The organism is Methylobacterium sp. ARG-1, from assembly GCF_001262595.1.
Classification (GTDB): Bacteria; Pseudomonadota; Alphaproteobacteria; order Rhizobiales; family Beijerinckiaceae; genus Methylobacterium; species Methylobacterium brachiatum.
Genome location: NZ_LHCD01000017.1, coordinates 85,789 through 111,661, shown reverse-complemented (window position 1 = coordinate 111,661; position 25,873 = coordinate 85,789). Strand labels below are relative to the sequence as shown.

Annotated in this window: 21 protein-coding genes and 1 pseudogene; 10 read left to right on the top strand and 12 right to left on the bottom strand. The window is 70.8% G+C overall.

Annotated features, from left to right (window positions below; genetic code table 11):
• The 3 genes and pseudogenes from AKJ13_RS17345 to AKJ13_RS17335 all read right to left on the bottom strand — a co-directional run.
• Nucleotides 1–308: pseudogene (locus AKJ13_RS17345) on the bottom strand (hypothetical protein); the annotation flags it as partial.
• 141 nt (nucleotides 309–449) lie between these two features.
• Nucleotides 450–824, bottom strand: coding sequence for a hypothetical protein (locus AKJ13_RS17340; RefSeq protein ID WP_200905654.1), 375 nt, complete (start codon nucleotides 822–824; stop codon nucleotides 450–452).
• A 53-nt stretch (nucleotides 825–877) separates the two neighbouring features.
• Complete coding sequence (locus tag AKJ13_RS17335) at nucleotides 878–1,816, bottom strand: protein-methionine-sulfoxide reductase heme-binding subunit MsrQ (protein WP_050734461.1); 939 nt, start codon at nucleotides 1,814–1,816, stop codon at nucleotides 878–880.
• Between the two features lie 195 nt (nucleotides 1,817–2,011).
• Between AKJ13_RS17335 and AKJ13_RS17330 the strand changes: the two genes are divergently transcribed.
• Nucleotides 2,012–3,022 carry an aldo/keto reductase gene (locus AKJ13_RS17330; protein ID WP_050734473.1) on the top strand — a complete coding sequence of 337 codons (1,011 nt, stop codon included), beginning with the start codon at nucleotides 2,012–2,014 and terminating at the stop codon, nucleotides 3,020–3,022.
• 213 nt (nucleotides 3,023–3,235) lie between these two features.
• Here AKJ13_RS17330 and AKJ13_RS17325 read toward each other — a convergent pair whose 3' ends face one another.
• Nucleotides 3,236–4,657, bottom strand: coding sequence for a DUF2254 family protein (locus tag AKJ13_RS17325; RefSeq protein ID WP_050734460.1), 1,422 nt, complete (start codon nucleotides 4,655–4,657; stop codon nucleotides 3,236–3,238).
• A 132-nt stretch (nucleotides 4,658–4,789) separates the two neighbouring features.
• Between AKJ13_RS17325 and AKJ13_RS31925 the strand changes: the two genes are divergently transcribed.
• From AKJ13_RS31925 to AKJ13_RS17280, 9 genes are all read left to right on the top strand, one after another.
• Nucleotides 4,790–4,966, top strand: coding sequence for a hypothetical protein (locus AKJ13_RS31925; protein ID WP_160320614.1), 177 nt, complete (start codon nucleotides 4,790–4,792; stop codon nucleotides 4,964–4,966).
• A 665-nt stretch (nucleotides 4,967–5,631) separates the two neighbouring features.
• Nucleotides 5,632–6,411, top strand: coding sequence for a ribosome maturation factor RimP (gene rimP / locus AKJ13_RS17315; RefSeq protein ID WP_050734458.1), 780 nt, complete (start codon nucleotides 5,632–5,634; stop codon nucleotides 6,409–6,411).
• A gap of 71 nt (nucleotides 6,412–6,482) precedes the next feature.
• The gene (gene nusA / locus AKJ13_RS17310) at nucleotides 6,483–8,120 is read left to right on the top strand and encodes a transcription termination factor NusA (RefSeq protein ID WP_050734457.1); all 1,638 of its coding nucleotides are present in this window, start codon (nucleotides 6,483–6,485) and stop codon (nucleotides 8,118–8,120) included.
• A gap of 25 nt (nucleotides 8,121–8,145) precedes the next feature.
• Nucleotides 8,146–8,880 (top strand): RNA-binding protein, encoded by a 735-nt coding sequence (locus AKJ13_RS17305; protein WP_007559693.1) that lies wholly within the window; start codon nucleotides 8,146–8,148, stop codon nucleotides 8,878–8,880.
• A gap of 79 nt (nucleotides 8,881–8,959) precedes the next feature.
• Nucleotides 8,960–11,905: a translation initiation factor IF-2 gene (gene infB / locus AKJ13_RS17300; RefSeq protein ID WP_050734456.1), complete on the top strand. Its 2,946-nt coding sequence runs from the start codon at nucleotides 8,960–8,962 to the stop codon at nucleotides 11,903–11,905.
• Between the two features lie 121 nt (nucleotides 11,906–12,026).
• On the top strand, nucleotides 12,027–12,470 hold the full coding sequence (gene rbfA / locus AKJ13_RS17295; RefSeq protein ID WP_050734455.1) for a 30S ribosome-binding factor RbfA: 444 nt from the start codon (nucleotides 12,027–12,029) through the stop codon (nucleotides 12,468–12,470).
• 54 nt (nucleotides 12,471–12,524) lie between these two features.
• Nucleotides 12,525–13,553, top strand: a complete 1,029-nt coding sequence (gene truB, locus AKJ13_RS17290) for a tRNA pseudouridine(55) synthase TruB (protein WP_050734454.1) — start codon at nucleotides 12,525–12,527, stop codon at nucleotides 13,551–13,553.
• A 550-nt stretch (nucleotides 13,554–14,103) separates the two neighbouring features.
• Nucleotides 14,104–15,498 carry a dihydrolipoyl dehydrogenase gene (locus AKJ13_RS17285; protein WP_050734453.1) on the top strand — a complete coding sequence of 465 codons (1,395 nt, stop codon included), beginning with the start codon at nucleotides 14,104–14,106 and terminating at the stop codon, nucleotides 15,496–15,498.
• 109 nt (nucleotides 15,499–15,607) lie between these two features.
• Entirely contained in the window at nucleotides 15,608–18,223 is a 2,616-nt protein-coding gene (locus tag AKJ13_RS17280; protein WP_050734452.1) for a histidine kinase dimerization/phosphoacceptor domain -containing protein, read from the top strand.
• Nucleotides 18,224–18,336: 113 nt separating this feature from the next.
• Here the strand turns inward: AKJ13_RS17280 and gmk are convergent, their stop codons facing one another.
• The 8 genes from gmk to AKJ13_RS17240 form a co-directional block, all read right to left on the bottom strand.
• Nucleotides 18,337–19,002, bottom strand: a complete 666-nt coding sequence (gene gmk, locus AKJ13_RS17275; RefSeq protein ID WP_050734451.1) for a guanylate kinase — start codon at nucleotides 19,000–19,002, stop codon at nucleotides 18,337–18,339.
• Nucleotides 19,003–19,045: 43 nt separating this feature from the next.
• Nucleotides 19,046–19,924 carry a YicC/YloC family endoribonuclease gene (locus tag AKJ13_RS17270; RefSeq protein WP_050734450.1) on the bottom strand — a complete coding sequence of 293 codons (879 nt, stop codon included), beginning with the start codon at nucleotides 19,922–19,924 and terminating at the stop codon, nucleotides 19,046–19,048.
• Between the two features lie 316 nt (nucleotides 19,925–20,240).
• Complete coding sequence (locus AKJ13_RS17265; protein WP_244471639.1) at nucleotides 20,241–20,804, bottom strand: DNA-binding protein; 564 nt, start codon at nucleotides 20,802–20,804, stop codon at nucleotides 20,241–20,243.
• 3 nt (nucleotides 20,805–20,807) lie between these two features.
• A complete protein-coding gene (locus AKJ13_RS17260; RefSeq protein WP_244471638.1) occupies nucleotides 20,808–21,206 on the bottom strand; it encodes a hypothetical protein in 399 nt (132 codons plus the stop codon).
• Nucleotides 21,207–21,348: 142 nt separating this feature from the next.
• Nucleotides 21,349–22,764 carry an endolytic transglycosylase MltG gene (gene mltG / locus AKJ13_RS17255; RefSeq protein WP_050734448.1) on the bottom strand — a complete coding sequence of 472 codons (1,416 nt, stop codon included), beginning with the start codon at nucleotides 22,762–22,764 and terminating at the stop codon, nucleotides 21,349–21,351.
• Nucleotides 22,765–23,009: 245 nt separating this feature from the next.
• The gene (gene mutM, locus AKJ13_RS17250; RefSeq protein WP_050734447.1) at nucleotides 23,010–23,900 is read right to left on the bottom strand and encodes a bifunctional DNA-formamidopyrimidine glycosylase/DNA-(apurinic or apyrimidinic site) lyase; all 891 of its coding nucleotides are present in this window, start codon (nucleotides 23,898–23,900) and stop codon (nucleotides 23,010–23,012) included.
• Between the two features lie 123 nt (nucleotides 23,901–24,023).
• Nucleotides 24,024–24,665: a Smr/MutS family protein gene (locus AKJ13_RS17245; RefSeq protein ID WP_050734446.1), complete on the bottom strand. Its 642-nt coding sequence runs from the start codon at nucleotides 24,663–24,665 to the stop codon at nucleotides 24,024–24,026.
• Nucleotides 24,662–25,855 carry an MltA domain-containing protein gene (locus AKJ13_RS17240; RefSeq protein ID WP_064774640.1) on the bottom strand — a complete coding sequence of 398 codons (1,194 nt, stop codon included), beginning with the start codon at nucleotides 25,853–25,855 and terminating at the stop codon, nucleotides 24,662–24,664. The genes AKJ13_RS17245 and AKJ13_RS17240 overlap by 4 nt, the downstream gene beginning before the upstream one ends.
• Between the last annotated feature and the right edge of the window lie 18 nt (nucleotides 25,856–25,873).

Sequence of the window (25,873 nt, the reverse complement as noted above, 5' to 3'; positions counted from 1 at the left end):
CGCTCGAAGGCCGGCTCGTCACAGATCCGCACCCGCCGCAGAACCGGGGCGCCGTCCGGATCGAATCGGCGCCGGACAAAGTCCCGGCACGCCTCGGGCGGGGCCGCCGAGAAATGCGGGCGCCGGAATTCCGGTTCGGGGGGCGGAGGCGGTGGGGGCGGTGGCCGCCGCTCGCGCTCGTAGCCCTCGGTCGGGCCGCCATAGCCGTGCGGCGGGTAGGGGCCGTCGAAATCGGCAGCGCGCGCCGGGGCGGCGGCGAGCAGCAGGGCGCAGAATCCCGCACGCCCAATGACATCGCGGAGGGGCACTGTAGGGCCTCGACAGGGACAGGCGGCGGGGATCGCAGCCATCGATGCCGGAGATTGCGCCGCGCCGGCTGAACCCCTGCCGCGTCCCCGGTTGCCCGCCGTTCAGCCGGCTTCCGGGCTATCCCTCTGCCGCGGCGGGCCTCAGTTCTGCATCGCCTTGATCTCGCACTGGGCGTATTCCCCGCTCGCCTTCACGTAGGCGTTGAGCTTCTGGACATAAGCCTCGGCGATCGGCCGGAATGCCTGCGCCTGCAGATTGTAGGCCTTGACCGCGTCGTTGAAGCTGTAGGCCTCCCAGCCGGGGCAGCCGTCCTTGGCGTCGAGGCAGGCCGGCTTCTCGGGCAGGGCGGGCTTGACCGGCCGCGCCGAGGCCGGCGGCGGCTCGGGCGGCTTGCAGGCCGTGGCCGCCGGGGCTGCGGCCGGCGGCGGCGCACCCTTGTCCGGGGCCGCCTTGGGCGCCGCCAGCGCGAGGGTGGGCGCGAGCATGCCCGCGATGAGGAGAAGCGTGCCGCGCATAGCCCGTATCACTCCGCTGCGGCCCGAGACCGCCGGTGGCGGGTTCTGCGGCATCACGCGGACGGCGACAAGGGTTCCGACACCGCGGCTCTGGTGGGGGCCGCACGCGAGGCGGCCACGCGATCCCGGCCCGATCCGCCCGGCCTGGCGGTCCGGCCCGTGGCGCGCGCGCCGCGCAGGAGCGCGAGAGCGGGCATCAGCAGCCCGGTCGCCAGGACCCACCAGGCCGGGCGGATCGGGCCGGAGAAGTCGAGATTGGCCGCCAGAACGAGGCTGGCTGGAACGCCGCTGGCGAGCCCGTACCAGGCCGCCTCGAGCCCGGCCGTGGCGAGGCCGCCGAGGATCGCGAGGAGCAGGAGCGACCAGGGCCGCTCCGGCAGCTTGAACCGCCGCATCGCCCGCCACCCCATCAGCAGCAGGAACAGCCCGGCGGAGAAGACCGGGTCGCTGACGTCGATCTTCGACTGCAGGAAGTAATGGACCAAGGCCAGCACCGCGATCGTGTAGACGAGCCGGTGCAGCCGGTGCCAGTTCGGCCCCAGGTTGCGGATCGCCGCATCCGTGGAGGTCAGCCCCAGGGCGATCAGCCCGATCAGCGCCACGAAGCCGATCGTCAGGTAGAGCCGCAGGGCGATCTCGCTGGCAACCTTGGTCAGGACCAGGTTCTGATCGACCGCGTAGAGCGCGAGATGCGCCACCGCGTAGGCCATCACGGTGATGCCGAGCATGCGCCGGACCAGGAGCACCTTCCCCCAATCGGCGATGCGGCGCAAAGGCGAGATCGCGAGCGAGAAAAGCAGGAAGCGCACCGCCCACTCGCCGGTGGCGTGGATCAGCGCGGTGATCGGCTTGGCGCCGAGCGCGTCGAGCCGGAACGCGGCCGCGAGGTACAAAGCCGGCGCGATGCAGGCCAGGAACACCGCGAGCTTCAGCCAGGAAAGGCGTCCGGCGCGGTCGAGCCAGGGGAGGGGAACGGCCAGGCGGTCGATCATCGTTTTCGGACTTGGCCTTCTGACATCGGGAGCGACGTGCCGCTCGGGCCAGGATATGGAGAGCGAAACCGGCGCTTCTGCGGATGGCTCCGCGAACGGGTTGGTTCGCCGCGGTTCGCTCCGGGTTACGCCGGACTGGTTGACCTCGCCGCCCCGGTGCCGAGATAGCCGATGGACGGACACCGGATGGATCCCATGCAGTACCGCAATCTCGGCCGCTCCGGCCTCAAGGTCTCGCCGATCTGCCTCGGCACGATGATGTTCGGCGGGCCCACCGACGAGGCCACGGCCGGCCGCATCGTCGGGAGTGCCCGGGAGGCGGGCATCAACTTCATCGACACGGCCAATGTCTACACCGAGGGCCGCTCGGAGGAGATCACCGGCCGGGCGATCAAGGGCGACCGCGCCGCCTGGATCCTCGCCACCAAGGTCGCCAACCCGACCGGCCTGGGCGTCAACGACCGCGGCCTCTCGCGCGTCCACGTCATGAAGGCCGCCGAGGACAGCCTGCGCCGGCTCGGCACGGATGTCATCGACATCTACTACCTCCACAGGGAGGACCACGACACGCCCCTGGCCGAGACCGTGCGGGCGATGGCCGACCTCGTGCGGGCGGGCAAGATCCGCCATTTCGGCGTCTCGAACCACCGATCTTGGCGGGTCGCCGAGATCTGCCGGCTCTGCGACGAGATCGGCATCGACCGGCCGGTGGTGAGCCAGCCCTATTACAACGCCTTCAACCGCATGCCCGAGACCGAGCACCTGCCGGCCTGCGCCCATTACGGGCTCGGCGTCGTCCCGTACTCGCCGCTCGCCCGCGGGGTTCTGACCGGCAAGTACGACCCGGACGCCCCGCCGCCGGCCGAATCCCGTGCTGGCCGTCAGGACACCCGGATGATGCAGACCGAGTGGCGTCCGGAGTCCCTGCGCATCGCCCGGACCCTGAAGGAGCATGCCGAGGCCCGCGGCATCACGGCCGGGCAATTCGCCACCGCCTGGGTGCTGAACAACCGCTTGATCACCGGCGTCATCGCCGGGCCGCGCACCGAGGCGCAGTGGCAGGAATATCTCGGCGCCCTCGACTACGCCTTCACTCCGGAGGACGAGACCCTGGTGGACGGCTTCGTGGCCGCCGGGCACCCGACCACCCCGGGCTACAACGATCCGGCCTATCCGCTGGAGGGGCGGATCCCGCGGAACGTCTGACCGGGGAGGGTGATGGAACCCGGCCGGCGCTCACCCGGGCCGCGATCGCAGCCTCTCCCACCCAGCCCTCTCATCCTGAGATGCCCGCGCCAGCGGGCCTCGAAGAGCCCTATAGGGATCGCGCGGCCGGCTGGCGTGCTCTTTTCGAGGGCTCCGCTTCGCCGCACCATCTCGGGATGGGGGCGAGCGTGGTACAACCGGCCCAACAGGTTCTCACGAGGTCGTTCCTGGCACGCGGGTCGAGCGTGAGTTCAGCTTGCCCAGGCTGGCGGCCAACTCGGTCGACGCCTCGGAGACGGCCTTCGCGACGGTGACGAAGCCGCGCTCGTTCAGCGCCTGCGCCAAGTCCGCGAGTTCGATCTCGAGCTGGCGGGTGAGCACGTGCTCGCCGAGGCTCGACAGGGTGCGGTTGGCGACATCGGCGAGCCTGTCCGCCGTCGGCTGCCCGACATGACGGAGTAGGATCGCCAGGGTCTTCACCGCCTCCGTGAGGGTCTGGGACTGGATCGACTCGGAGGCCACCACGATCACGGCTTCGAGGGCGTCGGTCGCGATGATCGGCGCGGCATCCGCGTAGACGATGCAGGATGTCGGATCTTCGAGCGGCCGGGTCTCGTCCGCGCTCCAGTGCGCGATGATGTCCCGCAGGGCCTGGATGACCGAGAGGCCGGGGCTGGGATTGGATTTCGACGTCGAGACCGAGGTCCAGGCGATGGTCGAGAGCTGGTGCAGGCCGTAGGCGGCATCGTGCTGCAGGTCGCGTCCGTCGTCGTAGCTGAGCGCGGCCAGCGTCTCTCCGATGAGGCGCTCGCGCGCTGCCGCGTCGAGCGTCGTGCCGGGCCTGCATCGCAGCCGGAACAGGGGATCGTCGACGGCGCGATACGTCCCGACCGGGATGACGCATTCGACCTCGACCGCCTCGCAGCCATGCCGCTTCACGGCCTCTTCGATGCGCGGGAGGTCGAGGCTGACCACGTAGCCGCTCTCCCGCGAGCGGATCAGCGCGGCCACGGGCCAATCCTGCCGCGCCGTCCTCCGGGTGGCCGCAAGCGTCCGGAGATCGTCGTCGCGGGCCTCCAGAACCCGGTCGTGGATGAACTGGATGATCTGCGCCGGCCGCATCTGATCGATCGTGTTGTAGATCATCACGATGATGAGGCAGAGGGCCGAGGTGGTCAGCAGCAGGGCCAGCGTGGTCCCGAAAACGGGCCGGTGAAAGCCGGTGTTCGTCACCAGCGTCATCAGGACGAAGACCGACAGGCCGACGAAATACCCGAAATAGAACTGGTTCGTGCGCCGGGCCATGAACTGGTCGGTGACCTGCGCGGTCAGGGCGGCCGCCCCCTGTTGGACGGCGAGGAGCAGGAGCGAGAAGGTGATCGAGGTGACGGTGATGATGCTCGATGCCACCGTCGTCAGGAGGCTTCCCAGGGCCGCCCTGTCGCCGAGCAATTCCCCGAGCCAGCGGAAGCCCGCCGGCGCATCGCCCCCAGACCAGGACCGATCCGCCAGATAGACCAGGGCGTTCAGGCCCACAAAGCCGATGACGGTCGCGAGCGGCAGGGCAAGGAACTGCCGGAAGGACCGCCTTACAGCGCTGACGAAGCGGCCCGGGACCGACTTGATCGTCTTCATGCTGCGCTATCACCCGGGATCGATTGCTGTCCGGGTGATGTATAGCAAACTTGACCGAGCCATCGCGCCGGCATCGACCCGGGACGGGCCCCAACCTATCGCATGGTCTCCGGCAGGTGCTGGATCGGGTTCGTGCGCGCGGGCGCACCCTGGCCCTGCACCGTTCCGTCCGATTGCATCACGTCGGTCGAGGATTGGATCGCGCTCGGTGGGGAGACCTGGCTGCTCCCGCGGGCTGCGCCATCACGCTCCGATGCCGGCGGCAGCGTTGCCGGTGTCGGTTGGTCGATCCGGCTGGAGGCCGACTGAGACAGGGCCGGAGCGGTCAAGGCGAAGCTCCCGGACACGGCACCCAGGACGAGGGCCCGCCCGATCCAACGAGCGTACGGTCCGGGAGAGGGGGTTCGGGTCGTCATCGCTCGATCCATCCGTTCGAAGCAGCGCGCCGGCGCCTTTACGTTCGGTCGGAAATGCACCTACGCCACGGGCGTTCCCCCGCCTCGCCGCAACTCCGAGACACCGGAGCCTGAAGCGGCGAAGCGGGTCGTGCGAGCGTCTGTGTGCCACGTTTCCGGCTTGCCGGCGGCGCGTCACAATTCTCCGTGCCGGACATCCGCACGGTCGAGATCTGCGCGTTTGGGACCTCGCCCCAACTGACCCGCCGAGGCGAATGCGGAAGGGTCGCGCGTCCCGGCTCGTCAAGCACAGGTGCACGAGAGCCGGCATTGCGCGATGGCCGCCGAATGCAGCCACGTTCACGCGCCGACCCGACAGATCGCTGATCTACCTTGCGCTCGGGACTGACCGCGGCTATCTATCCATCCAACAGTTCTGATGGCAGTCGAGAGGCTGCGGTTCGGGAGTGGGCCCCACCGGGTCCGCTCTTTTTTTTCGCCGCGTCAGGTTTGATCGCGCGGGGACCGCAGGCCGGGACGTGCCGCCCAGGACGCCGCAAGGGTTGCGCGCTGATATCCATGTCGTCCGAGATCGAAGCGGATCTGTCCGAGAAGCGCCTCGTCCGCGAGAGCGGCGTCGCCGCTCGCGTGGTGCAGGTGATCGAGGGGCCGGTCCAGGGCCTCGGCTTCCGGCTGGTCCGCGTGAAGGTGACCAACACCAATGGCTGCACCGTCCAGATCATGGCGGAGCGGCCGGATGGCACCTTCACGATCGACGATTGCGAGGCGGTGAGCCGGGCGATCTCGCCGGTGCTCGACGTCGACGATCCGGTGGGCACCGCCTACAACCTCGAGATCTCCTCCCCGGGGATCGACCGGCCGCTGGTGCGGGTCTCGGACTTCGCCCGTTGGGCCGGCTACGAGGCCAAGGTTGAGCTGAGCCCGCCGCTCGACGGCCGCAAGCGGTTTCGCGGCATCCTGGGTGCGCCGGACACCGAGAAGCTGACCGTCCCGATCGACCTGCCCGACGTGAAGGAAGGACTGCCGAGCCGGATCGACCTGCCGCTTCGGGATCTCGCCGAGGCGCATCTCGTCCTCACCGACGAGCTGATCCGCGAATCCCTGCGTCGCGGCGGCCCGCCGGCCGACGATGCGGACGAACTGGACGAGGATGACGAGGCCGAGGACGACGCGCCGGCGGCCCCCGCCCGGCCCGCGCCGAAGCCGCAGGGGCCGAAGGGCAAGGCCGCCAAGGCCGACTCGAAGGCCCCGAAAGAGAAGAAACCGCCCCGCACCGGCCCCAAGAAGCCGGTCGTGTCCAAGGCGTCCCGGCTCAAGAGCCGCGACGACCTGCATTGAATTGAGATTTGGGCTTGGCCGCCCGCGGGCGGCCGGCACGAAGACTTGACGGAAGAGAAGGACCGACACCGATGGCCGTCGTCAGCGCCAACAGGCTCGAACTCCTCCAGATCGCCGACGCGGTCGCCCGCGAGAAGGTGATCGACCGCTCCATCGTGATCGACGCGATGGAGGAGGCGATCGCCAAGGCGGCGCGCTCCCGCTACGGCGCGGAGACCGACGTTCACGCCGAGATCGACAACAAGACCGGGGCCCTCCGCCTGTCGCGGCACCTGCTGGTGGTCGATCAGGTGGAGAACGACGCCCGCGAGATCACCCTGGATCAGGCCCGCCGCTACAACCCGGGCGCACTGGTCGGCGACGTGATCTCCGACACCCTGCCGCCCTTCGATTTCGGCCGCGTCGCCGCCCAGTCGGCCAAGCAGGTCATCGTCCAGAAGGTCCGCGACGCCGAGCGCGCCCGCCAGTTCGATGAGTACAAGGACCGCATCGGCGAGATCCTCAACGGCATCGTCAAGCGGGTCGAGTACGGCAACGTCATCGTCGATCTAGGCCGGGGCGAGGGCATCGTCCGCCGGGACGAGATGATCCCGCGCGAGACCTTCCGTCCGGGCGACCGCATCCGCTCCTACCTGTTCGACGTACGCTCGGAGGTCCGCGGCCCGCAGATCTTCCTGTCGCGCTCGCACCCGCAGTTCATGGCCAAGCTGTTCGGCCAGGAAGTGCCCGAGATCTACGACGGCATCGTCGAGGTGAAGGCGGTGGCCCGTGATCCGGGCTCCCGCGCCAAGATCGCGGTGATCTCCCGCGACGGCAGCATCGACCCCGTGGGCGCCTGCGTCGGCATGCGCGGCTCGCGCGTGCAGGCTGTCGTCGGCGAGCTCCAGGGCGAGAAGATCGACATCATCCCGTGGTCCGAGGACGAGGCGACCTTCATCGTCAACGCCCTCCAGCCGGCCGAGGTGGTGAAGGTCGTGCTCGACGAGGAGGCCGACCGCATCGAGGTGGTGGTGCCGGACGACCAGCTGTCGCTGGCCATCGGCCGCCGGGGCCAGAACGTGCGCCTGGCCTCGCAGCTCACCGGCTGGGACATCGACATCCTGACCGAGGCCGAGGAATCCGAGCGCCGCCAGAAGGAATTCGCCGAGCGGACCCAGGTGTTCATGGAGGCGCTCGACGTCGACGAGACCGTCGGCCAGCTGCTGGCGGCGGAAGGCTTCCGCAACGTCGAGGAGATCGCCTACGTCGACATCCAGGAGCTGTCCGGCATCCAGGGTCTCGACGAGGAGACCGGCGCCGAGATCCAGGCCCGCGCCCAGGATCACCTCGCCCGGATCGAGCAGGAGCACGATGCCCGTCGCACCGAGCTCGGCGTCGCCGACGAGCTGCGCGAGATCGAGGGCATCACCACGCCCATGATGGTCGCGCTCGGCGAGAACGACGTGAAGACCGTCGAGGACCTGGCGGGCTGCGCCACCGACGACCTCGTCGGCTACACCGAGGGCCGCGGCCCGGACGCCGTGCGCCACGCCGGCTATCTCGACGGGTTCGAGCTGTCGCGGGCCGAGGCCGAGGGCCTGATCATGGCCGCCCGCCTCAAGGCCGGCTGGATCGAGGCGCTGCCCGAGCCGGAGGCCGAGGAGGGTGCCGAGACCGCCGAAGGGGAGGAGACCGCCGAGCCGACGGCGGCCACCCCGGCCGAGGCCTGAGCGGGAGGCTGCGGCGGACGCGCTCATGGCCGAGGTCGACACGACCCCGCCCGATGAGGGGCAGGATCCGGGACTCGATCCCGGGGGGCTCGACAGCGGCCCCGGCCGGCGCGTGCCGCAGCGGACCTGCATCGTCACGCGCGTCGTCCAGCCGCCCGAGGCGATGATTCGGTTCGTGCGCGGCCCGGACGGCAGCGTCGTGCCGGACCTGCGCGCCAAGCTGCCCGGCCGCGGCGCCTGGATCAGCGCCCGGCGCGACGCGGTCGCCACGGCGGTGCGCAAGAACCTGTTCCCGCGGGCGTTCAAGGGACCGGCCCAGGCCGGCCCCGACCTGCCCGACCGGATCGTCGTCGGTCTGCGCGAGGATTTGCGGCAGGCGATCGCCATGGCCAACAAGGCGGGATGCGTGGTCGCAGGCTTCTCGAAGGTCGAGGCCGCGATCGGCGGCCAGCCCGGCGCGGTGGCCCTGATCCATGCGGCGGAAGCCAGTCCAGACGGCCGTCGCAAGATCGCCGCGGCCTTGTACCGGCGGCACGGTGAGGCCATGTCAAGGATACCGATCATCGACGACCTGTCCGAAGATGAATTGGACATGGCCTTAGGTCGGGATCATGTGATACACGCTGCGCTCGTCGCAGGAGCCGGAGCTGCCGGCTGCCTGTCGCGTTGGCGTCGGCTACGCTCCTTCGAGGGCGCCGCCGCGGCGACCGAGGAGCCCGATCCAGCCCGAATCGGCGGGGTCGACGAAGCCTCACGTTGACGACGCACCAGGACGAATTTGGCCGGCGCCACCGGGTGTCGGTTCACGGGACGATGGAAACCCTCAGGGTTCAGGCTGAATGAGCGACACGAACAACCCGGGCGACAAGACTCTGAACAGGACTTCTCCGAAGCCGCTCTCCCTCAAGCGGCCGATCGAGGCAGGCACCGTGCGTCAGAGCTTCTCCCATGGCCGCTCCAAGCAGGTCGTGGTCGAGACGGTCAAGCGCCGCGGCGTCGGCGCGGCCCCGGCCGCCCCTGCCCGTGAGCCTGCGCCCGCCCCGCGCCCGGCTCCGACCGCCGCTGCGGCCCCGCCGCGCCCGGCCCAGCGCTCGGCGTCGGGTGTCGTGCTGCGCACGCTGAGCGAGCAGGAGAGCGCCGCCCGCGCCGCCGCCCTCGCCGACGCGAAGCGCCGCGAAGCCGAGGCCCGTCAGAAGGCCGAGGCCGAGGCTGAGGCGCGCCGCAAGGAGGCCGAGGAGCAGGCCCGCCGCGAGCGCGAGGCCGCCGAGGAGCGCCGTCGCGAGGAGGAGGCCCGCAAGGCCGCCGCCGCCGAGGCTGCCCGCGCTGCCGAGGAGGCCGCCAAGGCCGCCGCCGCCGCGAATACGGCCGCCGCTGCCGAGGCCGCTGCGCCCACGCCGGCCGCCCCCGCGGCTGCCGCCCCCGCCGCGCCGGCGAGCCCGGCCGCCGCGCCCGCTCGCCCGTCGGCGACCCGTCCGATGCCGGCGCGTCCGAGCACTGTCGCTCCGGTCCGCCAGCCCGAGGCTGCCCGTCCGGCCGCCCCCGCGGCTGCGCGTCCGGCCGCTGCCGCCCCGGCCGCCCCGGCGGCGCGTCCGCCGCTGACTGCCCGTCCCGCCACCGGCGAGCCGCGCAAGACCATCACGGCCGATTCGCGCAAGCCCCGCGACCTTAACTTCATGGCGCGGCCCGCCCCGGCACCCGAGCCCGAGAAGAGCGCCACGCCGACGACCGCCGCGCGTCCCGCCGGCGCTGCCGCCGCGGCGCGTCCCGCCGGCCGCGGTGCGCAGACCAACGAGGACGAATCCGAGACCAAGCGGGTGATCCGCCGTCCCGGCATGCCGCTCAAGATCATCGCGCCGCCCAAGACGCCGAAGTCGCCGGGCGGGGACCGCAACCGCGGCCGCCTGACCATCGCGACGGCGACGTCCGGTGAGGACGAGCGCACCCGCTCGGTCGCCTCGTTCCGCCGCCGCCAGCAGCGCATGAGCGGCCGCGGCCAGGTCGAGCAGAAGGAGAAGCTGTCCCGCGAGGTGACGATCCCCGAGACGATCACCATCCAGGAACTCGCCAACCGCATGTCGGAGCGGGCCGTGGACGTGATCCGTCTGCTGATGAAGCAGGGCGAGATCCACAAGATCACCGACGTGATCGACTCGGACACCGCCCAGCTCATCGCCGAGGAGCTCGGCCACACCGTCCGCCGCGTCGCAGAGTCCGACGTCGAGGAAGGCCTGTCGTCCGACGAGCCGGATCTGGAGGAGGATCTCGATCCTCGTCCGCCCGTTGTCACCATCATGGGCCACGTCGATCACGGCAAGACCTCGCTGCTCGACGCGATCCGCAAGGCGAACGTGGTGGAGGGCGAGGCCGGCGGCATCACCCAGCATATCGGCGCCTACCAGGTCGCGGCGCCGTCCGGCGACATGATCACCTTCATCGACACCCCGGGCCACGCGGCGTTCACGTCGATGCGTGCCCGCGGCGCCAAGGTCACCGACATCGTGGTGGTCGTGGTGGCGGCCGATGACGGCGTGATGCCGCAGACCATCGAGGCGATCCAGCACGCCAAGGCGGCGGGCGTCCCAATGATCATCGCGATCAACAAGATCGATAAGCCGGACGCGAACCCCCAGCGGGTCCGCACGGAGCTGCTGCAGCACGACATCCAGGTCGAGTCGATGGGCGGCGAGACCCTGGAATTCGAGGTTTCGGCCAAGACCGGCGACGGTCTGCCGGAGCTGCTGGAGGGCATCCAGATCCAGGCCGAGATCATGAACCTGCGCGCCAACGAGAAGCGCGACGGCGAGGGCACGGTCATCGAGGCCCAGCTCGACCGCGGTCGCGGTCCGGTGGCGACCGTGCTGGTCCAGCGCGGCACCCTGTTCACCGGCGACATCGTCGTGGCCGGTGCCGAGTGGGGCCGCGTGCGCGCCCTGATCGATGATGTCGGCGAGAACGTGCAGTATGCCGGCCCGTCGGTGCCCGTGGAGGTCCTCGGCTTCAACGGCACGCCCGATGCCGGCGACCGCGTGACCGTGGTGTCGAGCGAGGCCCGGGCCCGTGAGGTCACCGAGTACCGCGCCCGCCAGAAGCGCGAGCGGCAGAATGCCCGTACCGGCGGTGCCAACCGCTCGCTGGTCGACATGATGCGCGACCTCAAGGAAGGCGCCGGCCGCAAGGAGCTGCCGGTTGTCATCAAGGGCGACGTGCAGGGTTCGGTCGAGGCGATCGCGGGTGCCCTGGAGAAGCTCGGCAACGGCGAGGTCGCGGCCCGCATCCTCCTGTCGGGTGTCGGCGGCATCACCGAGTCGGACATCACCCTGGCTCAGGCGTCGAAGGCGGTCGTGATCGGCTTCAACGTGCGCGCCCTCAAGGAGGCCCGCGAGGCCGCCGAGCGGGCCGGTATCGATATCCGCTACTACAACATCATCTACGACCTTGTGGACGACATCAAAGCCACGCTGTCGGGGATGCTGCCGCCGACGCTGCGCGAGGAGCGCCTGGGCGAGGCGTCGATCCAGGAGGTCTTCGAGGTCTCCAAGGTTGGCAAGGTCGCGGGTTGCCGCGTCACCGACGGTATCGTGGAGCGCGGCGCGCATGTCCGCCTCATCCGCGACAGCGTCGTGATCCACGAGGGCAAGCTCAAGACCCTCAAGCGGTTCAAGGACGACGCGAAGGAGGTCACCTCCGGTCAGGAGTGCGGCATGGCCTTCGAGAACTTCGAGAACATGCGCGCGGGCGATGTCATCGAGTGCTACCGGGTCGAAGAGATCCGTCGCACCCTCTGAAATCCCGGACCTCGTCCGGACAGGGCGGTCGCGGCCTCAGCCGCGGCCGTCTTTTCTTTTTCGCGCATCTCTCTTTTGTTGGACGTGAACCGGCCGCCCCGCGGCGTCGGCCCGAGACAGAATGGCCCAGAAACCCACATCCACCGGCCCCTCGCAGCGCCAGCAGCGCGTGGCCGAACTCGTTCGCCACGCCCTCGCGGAGGTGCTCCAGCGTGGCGACATCCAGGATCCGGTGCTCAACACGCATGTCGTGACCGTGCCGGAGGTGCGGATGTCGCCGGACCTGAAGCTCGCCACCGCCTACGTGATGCCGCTCGGCGGCGTCGACGAGGCGCCGGTGATCGCCGCGCTGGACCGCCACCGCAAGGTGCTGCGCCAGGAGGTGGCCCGGCGGGTGAACCTGAAATTTGCGCCCGAGCTGCGCTTCCTGCGCGACGAGACCTTCGACGAGGCGGCCCGCATCGACAAGCTGCTGCGCGACGAGCGCGTCAAGCGCGACCTCGTCCCCGAGCGGGACGGCGACGAGCCTGAGGACGACGAACCGGAGACCGGTCGGGGGCATTGATCCCCGACGGCACACGGACAGGAACGGGGCAACGACCCCGGGGGACACGAGGACATGACGGTTTCCATCGAAGATCATCCGCCGGCCGAGCGCGCGGCCTCCGGTCCGGGCGTCGAGCGCCGGGGCCCGGAGGAGCGCCGTCCGCAGCGCGGGCCGCGGCCAGATCGGCCCAAGCGCCGGGACGTGTCGGGCTGGGTCATCCTCGACAAGCATGTCGGCATGACCTCGACCCACGCCGTCGCGGTGGTGAAGCGCGCCTTCAACGCCAAGAAGGCCGGCCATGCCGGCACCCTCGACCCCCTTGCCTCGGGCATCCTGCCGATCGCGCTGGGTGAGGCGACCAAGACCGTCCCGTTCGTCATGGACGGCCGCAAGGCCTACCGGTTCACCGTGCAATGGGGTGTCGAGACCGACACCGACGATGCCGAGGGCCGGGCGGTCGCCACCAGCGACACACGTCCCGAGCGGGCGGCCGTCGAGGCGGCTCTGCCGGCCTTCGTCGGCGCGATCGAGCAGGTGCCGCCGCGCTATTCCGCGATCAAGATCCAGGGCGAGCGCGCCTACGACCTGGCCCGCGAGGGCGAGACCGTGGAGCTGGTCGCCCGGCCTGTGCAGATCGACCGTCTCGCCGTGGTTGAGCATGACGGCGAGCGCACCGTGATCGAGGCCGAGTGCGGCAAGGGCACCTATGTCCGCGCCCTGGCGCGCGACCTCGGCCGGATGCTCGGCTGCTACGGCCACGTCTCGGCCCTGCGCCGGACCCGGGTCGGGCCGTTCTCGGAAGCCGAATCCTGCGCCGCCGCCGGCCTGACCGAGGGCGGCCCCGAAGCCGCGCTGGCACATCTGCGGCCGGTGGAGACCGCGCTCGACGCGATCCCCGAGGTGGCGGTCTCCCGCGACCTCGGCCTGCGCCTGATGCGCGGCCAGTCGGTGATCCTGCGCGGCCGGGACGCGCCCGTGGAGGGCAAGGCCTTCGCGACCTGCGGCGGCATCCTGGTCGCGGTGGGCGATGTCGAGCGCGGCGAGCTGGTCCCGCACCGGGTGTTCCATCTCGGCGGCACCGCGCCGGTGCGCAACGTCTGACCGGGGAGCCCTGGGGTAGGAGACACGGTCACGCCGCGGCTTATCCGGGCCGCGGTGTGGCCCCGTCCGGTGGGGGCAACAGGTCAGACCGGTCAATTCCCAACTCACCCTGACGCGGAAAGCTCAGTCTTGCTTTCCGGTCGAAGACTCGTCCGCTGCCGCCCCGCACCGGAACCTGGGATCCAGGGCCGCCGACCTGCCAAGCGGTCGAACCGGCAGCGGTTCTGAATTGACGCCATTGGCGTCCCCTCCGGGTCCGGGCTCGCCTGCGGCGCCCAGGAATGACGGCGCGGGCTATCGGGTCTGCGGTATCAACCCTCGGAAGATCGTTCTTCCAACCTGCGTAAACCGTAACCCGGAGGGAGGGGGACGCGCGCTGCATCACAAAACGTGAGTCTCCCGCGGGTCGTAGCGTGGGCCCGCCACATCCGAACGCATTGCCCGACCAGCCCCGTCTGAGCCCGTCGGCGCTCAACCTGAGGCGCGTCGGCGCAGGCGGAACGAACCTCAGCGATGAAGCTTTGGCCCCGGCGACCGGCCCGGGGATACGATGAACGAACGCAGCTGTGATGTGGCGGTGATCGGGGCCGGGACCGCCGGGCTCGCCGCCTACCGGGCCGCCACCGAGGCGGGGGCGAGCGCTGTCCTGATCGAGCGCGGCCCGGGCGGCACGACCTGCGCGCGGGTCGGCTGCATGCCCTCCAAGCTCCTGATCGCGGCGGCCAAGGCCGCCCATGCGGCGCGCAACACCGACCTGTTCGGCATCCGCGTCACCGGCGTCGCGGTGGACGGGCGCGCGGTGCTCAAGCGGGTCCGCGCCGAGCGGGACCGATTCGTCGGTGGCGTCCTCGACGGCGTCGACGCCCTGCCGGAAGCGGCGTGCATCACCGGCAGCGCCCGGTTCGCCGATCGCGACAGCCTCACGGTCGACGATCACACCCGGATCGCCTTCCGCGCCGCCGTGATCGCCACCGGTTCGAGCCCCACCGTCCCGGCACCCCTGCGCGGGCTCGGCGACCGCCTCCTCACCACCGACACCCTGTTCGAGATCCCTGACCTCCCGGATTCGCTGGCCGTCCTCGGTGCGGGCGCGGTCGGCATCGAGATCGCCCAGGCGATGAGCCGGCTCGGAGTCCGCGTCACGGTGATCGATGCCGGCGATACCGTCGCCGGCCTGTCCGAACCGGATCTCGCCCGGCAGGCCGCCGAGATTTTCAGTGCCGAACTGGCGCTGCATCTTGGGGCGAAGCTCGGCTCCGCCACGCGCGACAGGGACGGTGTGCGCCTCGTCTGGACCGACCGGAATGGGCAGCCCCGAGAGACCCGGGCCGACCGGGTTCTCGCGGCGACCGGCCGTGCACCCAACCTGGGCGAACTCGGGCTCGAGTCGACAGGCCTGCGCCTCGGCGAGGGTGGTATGCCGGAATTCGACCGGCGCAGCCTGGTCTGCGCCGGCGCGCCGATCCTGATCGCGGGCGATGCCGATGCCTGGCGGCCGGTGCTGCACGAGGCGAGCCGCCAGGGCAGCATCGCCGGAGCGAACGCGGCGGCGCTGGCCGCCGGGCGCGCTGTTACGTCGCCGGAGCCCTGGACTCGTCTGACGATGGTCTTCACTGACCCGCAGGTCGCTGCGATCGGCGCACCCTACGCGGCCGACGCCCCCGGACGGGTCACCGGCACGGTCGATTTCTCGACCCAGGGTCGTGCCCGGGTCGACGGCGCGAATCACGGCGGGCTTCGGATCTGGGCCGACCGGGAGGGCCGGCTGCTGGGATCGGAGATGCTCGGGCCGGCGGTCGAGCATCTGGCGCATTTGCTGGCTCACGCGATCGGCGACGGGAAGAGCGCCGCGGCCATGCAGGACCAGCCCATATACCATCCTACAGTTGAAGAAGGTTTTTCCACCGCATTGTCTGAAATCACACAGTCGATTTGTCAGTCTTAATCTGGCCCCGACGCCATAGTGATATCGAGCTGATCTTGCCGCGAGCGGAAGCATTGCACTTCGCCCCTGCCCCAGTCATATCAGCCGAGATGAGCGGGGTTCTTTCCTGATGCCGCCGAAGCAGGCCCCCGAACGCGGCGTCGACCTCGACGTGCTCGCGCCCGATGCGTTGGATCGCCTCGACAAGGGCGTGATTGGACTCGATTCGGACGGTACCGTCGTGGTGTTCAGCGAGGGCGCCAGCGCGCTCTCGGGCCTGTCGCGTGAGGCGGTGCTCGGCCGCAACTATTTCCGCGAGGTGATGCCGGGCACGAATGTGCCGAACTTCCGCGGGCGCTTCCTGTCCGGGAGCCGCCGCGGCGCCCTGGACGAGAGCTTCGACTACGTGTTCGGCCGGTTGCCCCAGCCTCTGCGGGCCCGGGTCCACATGCGCCACGGCACCGCCGCCGAGACCGGCCCGGTCACCTGGCTGACCATCGACCCGATCGAGAGCCTCGGCGCCGGCCTGCCCCGCGAGGCCGTGATGGCCGCGATCGGCCGGCGGGTGCGCGCCGAGCCGGTGGATGCCAGCCATTGCGAGCGCGAGCCGATCCACATCCCGGGCTCGATCCAGCCCAACGCCGTGATGCTCGCGGCCGATGCCGAGACCCTGCACGTCCTGGCCTACTCGGCCAATATCGATGAGATTGTCGATCCCCGGAATCCGCCGCTCGCCGGCCGTCCCCTGGACGACGTGCTGCCCCGTGCCTTCGTCGAGGTCATCCGGGCGCGCCTGACCGCCGGCACCCTGGAGAACGGCCAATCCGCCCGCCGCCGGCTCACCCTGACCGGCCGCGCCGCGCCCTATTACGCCGTGGCCCACGCTCATGCCGGGCGGGTGATCGTCGAGCTGGAGCTCGAGCCTGAATCGGCCGACGACTTCCCGACCGCCAGCCAAGTCGATACCGAGCTTGCCGTCGGGCGCCTGCGCGCGGCCGAGACCCTGGTCGAGGCCGCCCAAATCGCCGCCCTGGAGATCCGCGCGCTCACCGGCTTCGAGGCCGTGCTGGTCTACCGGTTCGACGCCGACTGGAACGGTGAGGCGGTGGCCGAGGACAAGGTGCCCGGCTGGTCGCGCAGCCTGCTCGGCCTGCGCTTTCCCGCCTCCGACATCCCGGCCCAGGCCCGCGCCCTCTACACCCGGGCCAAGAACCGCTTCGTGATCGACCGCGACAGCGTCCCGGTCGGCCTGGTGGCGGCGCCCGGCGCCGGCAACGGCCCGATCGACCTCACCTTCGCCCAGCACCGCACGCTGTCGCCGATCCACTTGGAGTACCAGCGCAACCTGGGCGTGAATGGCTCGATGTCGATCTCGATCATGGTCGAGGGCCGGCTCTGGGGCCTGATGATCGGCCATCATCGCCGCCCGCATTACGTCACGCCCGAGACCCGCTCGGCCGCCACGGTGCTCACCGACGCCTTCGCGATGCGGGTGCAGGAGATCGAGTCGCGCCGGCTCTGGGAGGAGCGGCAGGCCCATCTCGCGGTCGAGAGCCGCCTGGTGCGCGAATTGACCCGTTCCGACGATTTCGTGGCCGCCCTGACCGCCGGCAACGCGACCCTGCTCGACCTGTTCAGCGCCACCGGCGCCGGCATCGTGGCGGGCGAGCGGGTGACGCTGATCGGCCGGTCGCCCCCCGCCGACATGGTCGGCCGGATCGCCGCCTGGCTGCGGGGCCGGCTTCCGGCCGGCGAGACCCAATACAGCAGCAGCAACTTCACCGCCGAGTATCTGGAGGCAGCCCCCTACCGGGAAATCGCCAGCGGTCTGCTCGCGGCCTTCGTGGACGAGTCGCGCGAGAATCTGCTGCTCTGGTTCCGGCCCGAAGTGCCCAGCACGGTGACCTGGGGCGGCGACCCGCGCAAACCGGTTCTCGCCGGTAGCGGCCCGGTGGCCCTGCTCCCGCGCCGCTCGTTCGAGCGCTGGGTCGAGGAGCGCACCGGCTTCGCCGCCGATTGGGCCGAATGGCAGGTCCATCTCGCCGGCTCGCTGGCCGAGGCGGTCGAGGGCGTGGTGCTGCGCCAGCGCCGCAAGATCGACGAGCTGACCAGCCTGCTCGCCGAGAAGGAGCGCCTGCTCGAGCAGAAGGACCTGCTGACCCGGGAGATCGACCACCGGGTCAAGAACTCCCTGCAGATCGTCTCGGCCTTCCTGCAGATGCAGCGCCGGCAGATCTCCGACGGCGAGGCCCGGCAGGCCTTCGCCGACACCTCGGCCCGGGTAATGAGCGTCGCGCGGGTGCACGACAGCCTCTACCAGGCCGAGCGCTTCGACGAGGTCGATCTCGGCCAGACCATCGAGAACCTGTGCAACGACCTCGCGGGCCTGGCCGGCGAGGGCCACGCCGTCGATCTCTCGGCCGAGCCCGGCCTGATGGTGCCCTACCGCAAGGCGGTGGCGCTCTCGCTGATCGCCACGGAGCTCGTCACCAACGCGTTCAAATACGCGGCCAACCCCACTGGCGGCGGACGCGTCGAGGTCAGCGTCTCGGCCTCCGGACCCGGCGAGGTCCAGCTCCGGGTCTGCGACGACGGGTCCGGCCTGCCCGACGACTGGGCCGAGGCCAAGGTGCGCGGCAAGGGCACGGGACTCGGGATGAAGCTGATCCGGGCGATGCTCGACCAGATCAACGCCCGTCTCGACGTGGCCAACAACCCGGGCGCGTGCTTCACCATCACTGCGTGATCGAAGCCGCTGCCGTTATTGCGCGCGCAGCGAAGCGAACCAGGGCGGCGCGCTCTCGGATCGTCGCGTGTCCCTCGGTTGCTTCGCCCCGCGCGCAAGGACGCGGTGGGAGCTTAGGCGTCCGCCTCCGCCAGCAGCCGGTCGACGAACTGCGCCAGGCCGGTGCGACGCGCGCGCTTCAGCCGCTCGGCCGAGAGAATGCCCTGGAGCGCCTGAAAGGCCGCCTGCAGGTCCTCGTTGACGATCACGTAATCGTACTCGCTCCAGCGCTGGATCTCGGTCCGGGCGTTGGCCAGCCGCTTCTCGATCGTCTCGGCCGAATCCTCGGCGCGGCGCTCGAGGCGCTGGCGCAGCTCGGCCATGCTGGGCGGCAGGATGAACACAGTCACGACGTCCTGGGCGAGCTTGGCCCGCACCTGGCGGGTGCCCTGGTAGTCGATGTCGAAGATCATGTCCCGGCCCGAGCCCAGGACCTTCTCCACCGGGCGGCGGGGCGTGCCGTAATAATTGCCGTGGACCTCGGCCCATTCGAGCAGGTCGTCGCGGCTGCGCAGGTCCTCGAACGCCTCGCGGTCGATGAAGTGGTAGTGCCGCCCGTCGATCTCGGAGGGCCGGCGCGCCCGGGTCGTAACGGAGATCGACACGTCGAGCGCCCAGGCCGGATCCTGCGCGATCGCCCGGGTCAGCGTGGTCTTGCCCGCCCCCGAGGGCGAGGACAGGATCAGAATCAACCCGCGCCGCGCGATGGTGTCGGAGACGTTCTTCGCCGGTCCGCTCATCCGCGTGGCTCCGTCGCGTGTCGCATATGGGGGTCCCAAGGATTCATTCGATGTTCTGGACCTGCTCGCGGAACTGCTCGACCACGGCCTTCAGGTCGAGCCCGATCCGCGACAGGCTGATGTCGTTGGCTTTGGCGCACAGGGTGTTGGCCTCGCGGCCGAATTCCTGGGCCAGGAAATCCAGGCGCCGGCCGATCGCGCCGCCGACGGCGAGCAGCTCGCGGGCGCTGGCGACATGGGCGTGCAGCCGGTCCAGCTCCTCGCGCACATCGGCCTTGCCGGCGAGCAGCATCGCCTCCTGGTGCAGGCGGTCCGGGTCCAGATTGGTCCCGCCCAACGCCTCGATGGCGGCGGCCAGCCGGGCACGCACCGCCTCGGGCTTGCGCGCCGGGTTGTCCTCGGCGGCCTGAGTTAGCGCGGCCATCCGGTCGACCTGTGCGGTGACGACCTCGGCGAGCTGACGCCCTTCGGCCCGGCGGGCCTCGACCAGGTCGGCCACCACCCGGACCACACCCTCGGCAAGATCCCGCGCGAAGGTCTCAGTCTCGGCCCCCGCCTCGTCCTCGACCTCGATCACCCCGCGCACGCCGAGCAGCCCGTCCATCGTGGCCGGTGCGACGCCCTCGGGCACCGGCACCCGGGCGACTGCCTGGGCGAGGCTCGCCAGCAGGGACTCGTTGATCCGCACCCGGGCGGCCTGCTCCGGCTTGGTCAGCGTCAGGGTCAGCTGGCACTGGCCCCGGGACAGGGTCTTCTGCAGGGCCGTGCGCGCGGTCTCGCCGAGCCCGTCATAGCCCGCCGGCACGCGAATGCGCACGTCGAGGCCGCGCCCGTTGACGCTCCGGACCTCCCAGGCCCATTGCACCGCCCCGGTGGTGCCCGCCGCCCGGGCGAAGCCGGTCATGCTTGCGATCTGGGCCATGTCGACCCCCGTTCTCGTGAAGATCCGGGCCTGTAGCACGGATCGCCCCAGGGGGAAGGGGTGGTGCGATGGAGTCCGATCACCACACGGTCATCGCGACCGGAGCAATCCGGCGATGCGCTGCGTTTTGCGATCGCGCTCTGCCCTGGGTCGCTTCGCTGCGCTCGCACTGAAGGAGCGCGCTATGGCCGCCCTAAGGCGCGTATCCCACCCTCTCACCTCAAGATGAGGGCATGGAAGGGAGATTGCTTCCTCCAATCCCGCTCCCCTGCACCGTCTATCGCCGGCCGCGCGGTACAGTCAGAACCGTGCCCTTTTAGGCAGCCTCGTAAAAGATGACGCGGCTTTCAGGCTTTAGCTGCTGAAGCAGGTCGAAGTCCGAGACGTTGGCCGTGAGAAGCGTGCAGCCCGTTCTAGCGGCGTGCAACAAGAGTGTGCAGTCGTACAGAGCCTTCGTGCGCCGATCACGCGCGTAGCCGCGCAAACGGCACAGGATGCCCGCGACGATCGCGGCGTCGATCAGGACGTCCCGGTCCGGCGAGTAGAGGCGGTGCAGCGGGATACCGTCGAGCAGCGCTCGGATCACCGCGACGTTCTTCGCGGTTTCGGGATGCGCGGGATCGAGAACGCCGATCGCATGCAGGATCTCCTGCATGGCGACGACGCTGTGATGGACCGTGCGCATTCTCAAGAGCGACCGCAGGGCGGTTGGCGTCTGCCCTTTGAGGCCGTGGATGTAGACGCCGGTATCGAGCATCAGCGGCCCGCCCGGCGCTGCCGTCACTCCGATGAAAGGAAGATCGCGCCGGGCGCGCGGACGAATTCCTTTCAGGTCACGACGAAGGCTGAGCTTCTCCGTCGACCGCGAGATTGGGAACACGGTTCAAAAACCGATATCGAGCTCGGGGTCCAGTTGGCCGTGCGCCGCCTCGAACGCATCCGCGAAGGCGTCCTCAAGGGCCAGGTTGGCGAGCGCGACAGTCAGCAGATCCGTGTTGGAGCTGAGGCCCGTCCGCCTCTTCGCTTGCCGGACCAGGCTCGCCGGCAAACGGGCACCGACCTGCTGCATCTCGCCCTGATCGAGACCCGCCGTCGGGAGATGCGCGCGTAAGCTATCGACCATCTGGGCGAGAGCCGCATCGTCGCCCGACACCGGGGTGGCAGGAATATTGTGTGCCTGATGCCGCGCGGCGCGGCGGCCGTCTGGCCTACCCTTTAAAGGCACATCCCCGGTCGTCCGACCAGCCTTCCCGAACGGGGGATCTGCGGTGATCCGGACCATCGCCTCGCCGCCCCAATTAACAGACTTCTGATTCTGCTAACATAACTCCGTATCCCCCGCCGAACAATGCGTTGGGGCCGCTGAAGGCGCCGCCGCCAAGCGCGCGACGACGTCTGCCGCCCCCGCCTATCGCCGCCCCCGCCTATCGCCGCCCGCGCGGGGCCGGCGTCGGGTCGGCCAGCGCCGGCACGGTCTTGGGTGAGCCGAGATCGTAGCTGCGGTTCTTCAGCGGATCGAGGCGCGTGCCCTCGGAGGCGTCGAAGGCGCGGGTGCCCGGCGTGCCGCTGTCGAGGGCGAAGGCCGCGTTGGTGTTGGGCGTGCTGGTTCCCGGGGCGCCGCCCGGCGCGAAGGCCGAGGCGCGACCGGGGACGCTCGGATCAGGGCCGGGCTCGACCTTGTCGACCGCGTCCGGCGGTGCCTGGCGGCTCTTCTCGACCGCGCGCCAGCGGGCGACGTTGCGCTGGTGGCCTTCGAGCGAGTCGGCGAAGGCGTGGCCGCCGCTGCCGTCGGCGACGAAGTACAGGTCCTTGGTCCGGGACGGGTTGGCCACCGCCTCCAGGGCGGCCCGGCCGGGATTGGCGATCGGCCCCGGGGGCAGCCCCTCGATCGCATAGGTGTTGTACGGGGTCGGCCGATCGATCTCGGAGCGCAGGATGCCGCGCCCGAGCGTGCCGCGCCCGCCCACCAGCCCGTACACGATCGTCGGGTCGGATTGCAGCTTCATCCGCTTGTTCAGGCGGTTGATGAACACGCCGGCGACTCGCGGCCGCTCGTCGGCCCGGCCGGTCTCCTTCTCGACGATCGACGCCAGGGTGACCATCTCGGCCGGGGTCCGCACCGGCACGTCGGCGCTGCGCCGGAGCCAGATCTGGTTCAGCACCTCGCGCTGCTTGGCCCGCATCAGGTTGACGATCTGCTGGCGGGTGGCGCCGCGCTCGAACTTGTAGGTGTCGGGCAGGAGCGAACCCTCCGGGGGGATCTCGTTGATCTCGCCGGTGAGGATGTCGTTGTCGTTGAGCCGGGTGACGATCTGCTCGGAGGTCAGGCCCTCCGGGAAGGTGATCGCGTGCTGCACCTGCCGGCCGGTCGTGACCGTGTCGAGGGCGTCGGCGATGCTCGCATGCGCCTTGAACATGTACTCGCCGGCCCGCAGCGCTGGCCGGCCACCGAAGCGGGCGGCGAACTCGAACAGGCCGGTATGGTCGATCACGCCCTCGCGCTTCAACGTCTCGGCGATCTCGCCGGTGCCGCTGTGGGGCGGGATCACCACGACCTTGTCGGTGGCGAGCGGTCCCGGCTCGCGCACCTGGCGCTGGAACAGCGTGATCCCGATCATCGCCGCGATGGCGATCACCACCGCGAAGGTGAGGGCGCCGCTGATGATGCCGACGAGGCCGCTGCGCTCACGCACCGGCTTCTCCGGCGGGGGCGGCGCGGCGGTCGGCTTGATCGCCTCACCCGGGGAGCGCGGCGACAGGCGCTGCGGCAGGGCGGGGCCGTCCGTCGGGTCCTGCGCGATGGTCTCGGGCGCGGGCGTCTTTGAGCGGCGGAAGAACATCGCGTTCCTGTCACGAGCATCATCCCGAGCGCCGGGCGCCGGCTCTCAGGAAGACAATGATGCAAAACCAGCGACCTGACGCGTCGTCCCGGGTCCGAGACCCGAGACGACGCGTCAGGTCCGCGCGACCCGTCTCGCGCCGCGGGCCGGGACCGGCTGCCCGCAACCGGATGCGCGCGTCGAGATCCGCGACCCTAGCCGGGTTTGTGGCGAAATTGCCGTTCTGCGGTGCGAGAGCAGCCCGATCAGACCGGCGGCTGGCAGGTCGCGCAGAAGAAGGTCGAGCGGTTCGCCTGCACGATCCGGGTCACCGAGCCGCGGCAACCCGGGTGGCGGCAGGGCTCGCCGACCCGGTCGTAGACCCGGAACGCGTGCTGGAACGCCCCGGCGGTGCCGTCGGTGTGGGCGTAGTCGCGCAGGGTCGAGCCGCCGGCCTTCACGGCCTCCTCCAGCACCTGCACGATCGCCTTGGCCAGGGCGTTGGCCTTGGGCGTCGGCCGCCCGTCGGGCTTGACCAGGAGGCCGGCGGGGGTCTCCGGATGAAGCCGGGCCCGGTGCAAGGCCTCGCAGACATAGATGTTGCCCAGGCCCGCGATCAGGCGCTGGTCGAGGAGCGCGGCCTTGAGCGGCGCGATCTTGTGGCGGAACAGGCCGGCGATCACCGCCCCGGTCAGCCCGTCGAGGGGCTCGACCCCCATCCGGGCGAAGTGACGGCTGCTCGCCAGGGTCTCGCTCGGAACGAGGTCCATGAAGCCGAAGCGGCGGGCGTCGTTGTAGGTGATGGTGGCGCCGGAGCTCATCGCCATCACGACGTGGTCGTGCTTGGGCGTGCCCTGCGCGCCCTCTAGATAGAAATCCCCGGGCGACAAGTTGCGGCCGTCGGGCAGGGCGACGTCGAACCGGCCGCTCATGCCGAGATGCATGATCAACGTCTCGCCCGAATCGAGTCCGGCTGTGAGGTACTTCGCCCGGCGCGCGAGAGCGGTGACGGTCCGCCCCTCCAGCCGCGCCGCGAATCGTTCGGGGAACGGGAAGCGCAGATTCGGCCGACGCAGGGTGACTCGGCTGAACCGCGCACCGACCATCGCGGGCACCAGGCCGCGCCGCACCGTCTCGACCTCGGGAAGCTCCGGCATGGTGTTCCGAGACTTTTTCGTTGGACCGCATGTTCACACGGTCCGGATATCGAATTCTTCGGCGGGAACGGCAACGGCGCGGTTTGCCGCCCTGTCCGGCGAAGGGCCCGCGAAGGCTGGCGCTCAACGGCGCCGCAATCGGACGTACAGTGCGCCGCCGCCGCCGTGATGCCGGGCCGCCTCCTCGAAGCCCAGCACGATGCCGCGCAGCTCGGCACCGCGCAGCCAATGCGGCACGCTGCGCCGGAGCACCCCCCGCTCGGCGAAGGCGTCGGGATAGGCGGACCCGCCCTTGTCCGCCCCGCCCTTGCCGGTGACCACCAGCACGTAGGCATGCCCGGCGGCCCGGCACCGGAGCAGGAATCCGGTCAGCGCAGCATGGGCTTCGGCCTGGACCATGCCGTGCAGGTCGATCCGCGCCTCGACCGCAAGCCGCCCCCGGCGCAACCCGACCTTGGCCTGGCGCTCCAGCCCCGATGGCGGCGTATGGCTTTGCGGCGGCGCCTGGTAGGGCGCGGCGGTGACCTTGAGGGCAGCGGCCGCCGACGGCTTGGGCGGCGGCTTCGGGCGGGGCTTCTTGGCAACCGGACTCGCCGACGGTTTCAGGATCGGCGCGGCCAGCGGCGGCATGGTCGCGGTCGGTGCCGGCGGCGCCTCGGGCGGCAGCGTCGCCCGGCCGGCCAGCGGCGTCACCAGCTTGGCGATTTCGCTCCAGAGCCTCGCCTCCCCGGCGCTCAGCCGGCGCGTGCGGCGCGGCGGCCTCACGGCGCGACCCCGGGGGCGGGCTTGGGCAGCAGTACCACGAAGCCGACGGCGTCGCGCAGGTTTCCGGCCGCGATCCCGGCCTGCGCCCCGGTCCCGACGAACAGGTCGCCCCGGGCCGGCCCGACGATCGCCGAGCCCGTATCGGCGGCGATCACCAGGCGGCCGGCCTCGCCCGGCGCGGCACCGGGGAGTTGCCCGACGAGCCAGAACGGCAGGCCGTAGCGCCACAGCCCGCCATCCACCGCGAGGCTGCGCCCGGGCGTCAGCGGCGCGTTGGCGGCTCCGGGCGGACCGAGCGCCGGATCCTCCACCGGGGCGAGGCGGAAGAAGATGTAGGAGGCATTGGCGCGGATCAGGCGCCGGGCGGTTTCTGGATGCGCGCGCAGCCATGACGTCCAGCGGGCGAGCGTCAGCCCCTCCAGCGGCAGATGGCCTTCCTGCACGATCAGCTTGGCCACCGCCGTGTAGGGCTGGCCGTTGCGCCCGTCGTAGAGCACGCGGACAGCCCGCCCGTCGGGCAGGCGGACGCGGCCCGAGCCCTGGACCTGCAGCACCAAGAGATCGACGGCGTCGCGCAGCCACAGGATCGGCCGCGCCTGCGCACCCAAAGCTCCATCCTCGATGGCTGCCCTGTCGGGGTAGGGCGCAAACCCCTCAGCGGTGGGGCGCGCCGCCCGCAGGGCCGGGTCGAGGCCGGGCCGGGTCTCGCCGGGCGCAAGCGAGACGAGATCGGCGGGCCTGGCGAGCACCGGGGTTGGGAAAGCCGGCCCCTGGCTGAGCGCGCCTTCGAGTTCCGGCTCGAAATAACCCGTCAGGAAGCCAGGCCGCTCGGCCCCCGGCCGGACCACCCGGAAGGCTTCGAACCGCTGCCGGAAGAACGCCTCTGCCGCTTCCGGCGCGACATCCACTGCCGCAGCGCAGGCCGCCGACAGGGCTGCCGGGTCGCCGGCCACGCCAGCCGGCTGCGGTGTGGGCGGCGTCGGCGCCGCGCACACCCGCCGGAACCCTTCAAGCGCCGCGGCAGGATCGGGGCCGGGAAAGCCCGGCAGGCTCTCGAACGGAACGGGAGTCAGGACCGCGCCGCCGACCTCGGCGGGGGCGGCCGGTGCCGAGCTGGCTAGGAACGTCGCGACCAGGACGGTGAAGAGGGCGGTCGGGAGCCGTCCGGACCAGGCACGCAGGTTGGGCACGGCAACGGAATCACGAAA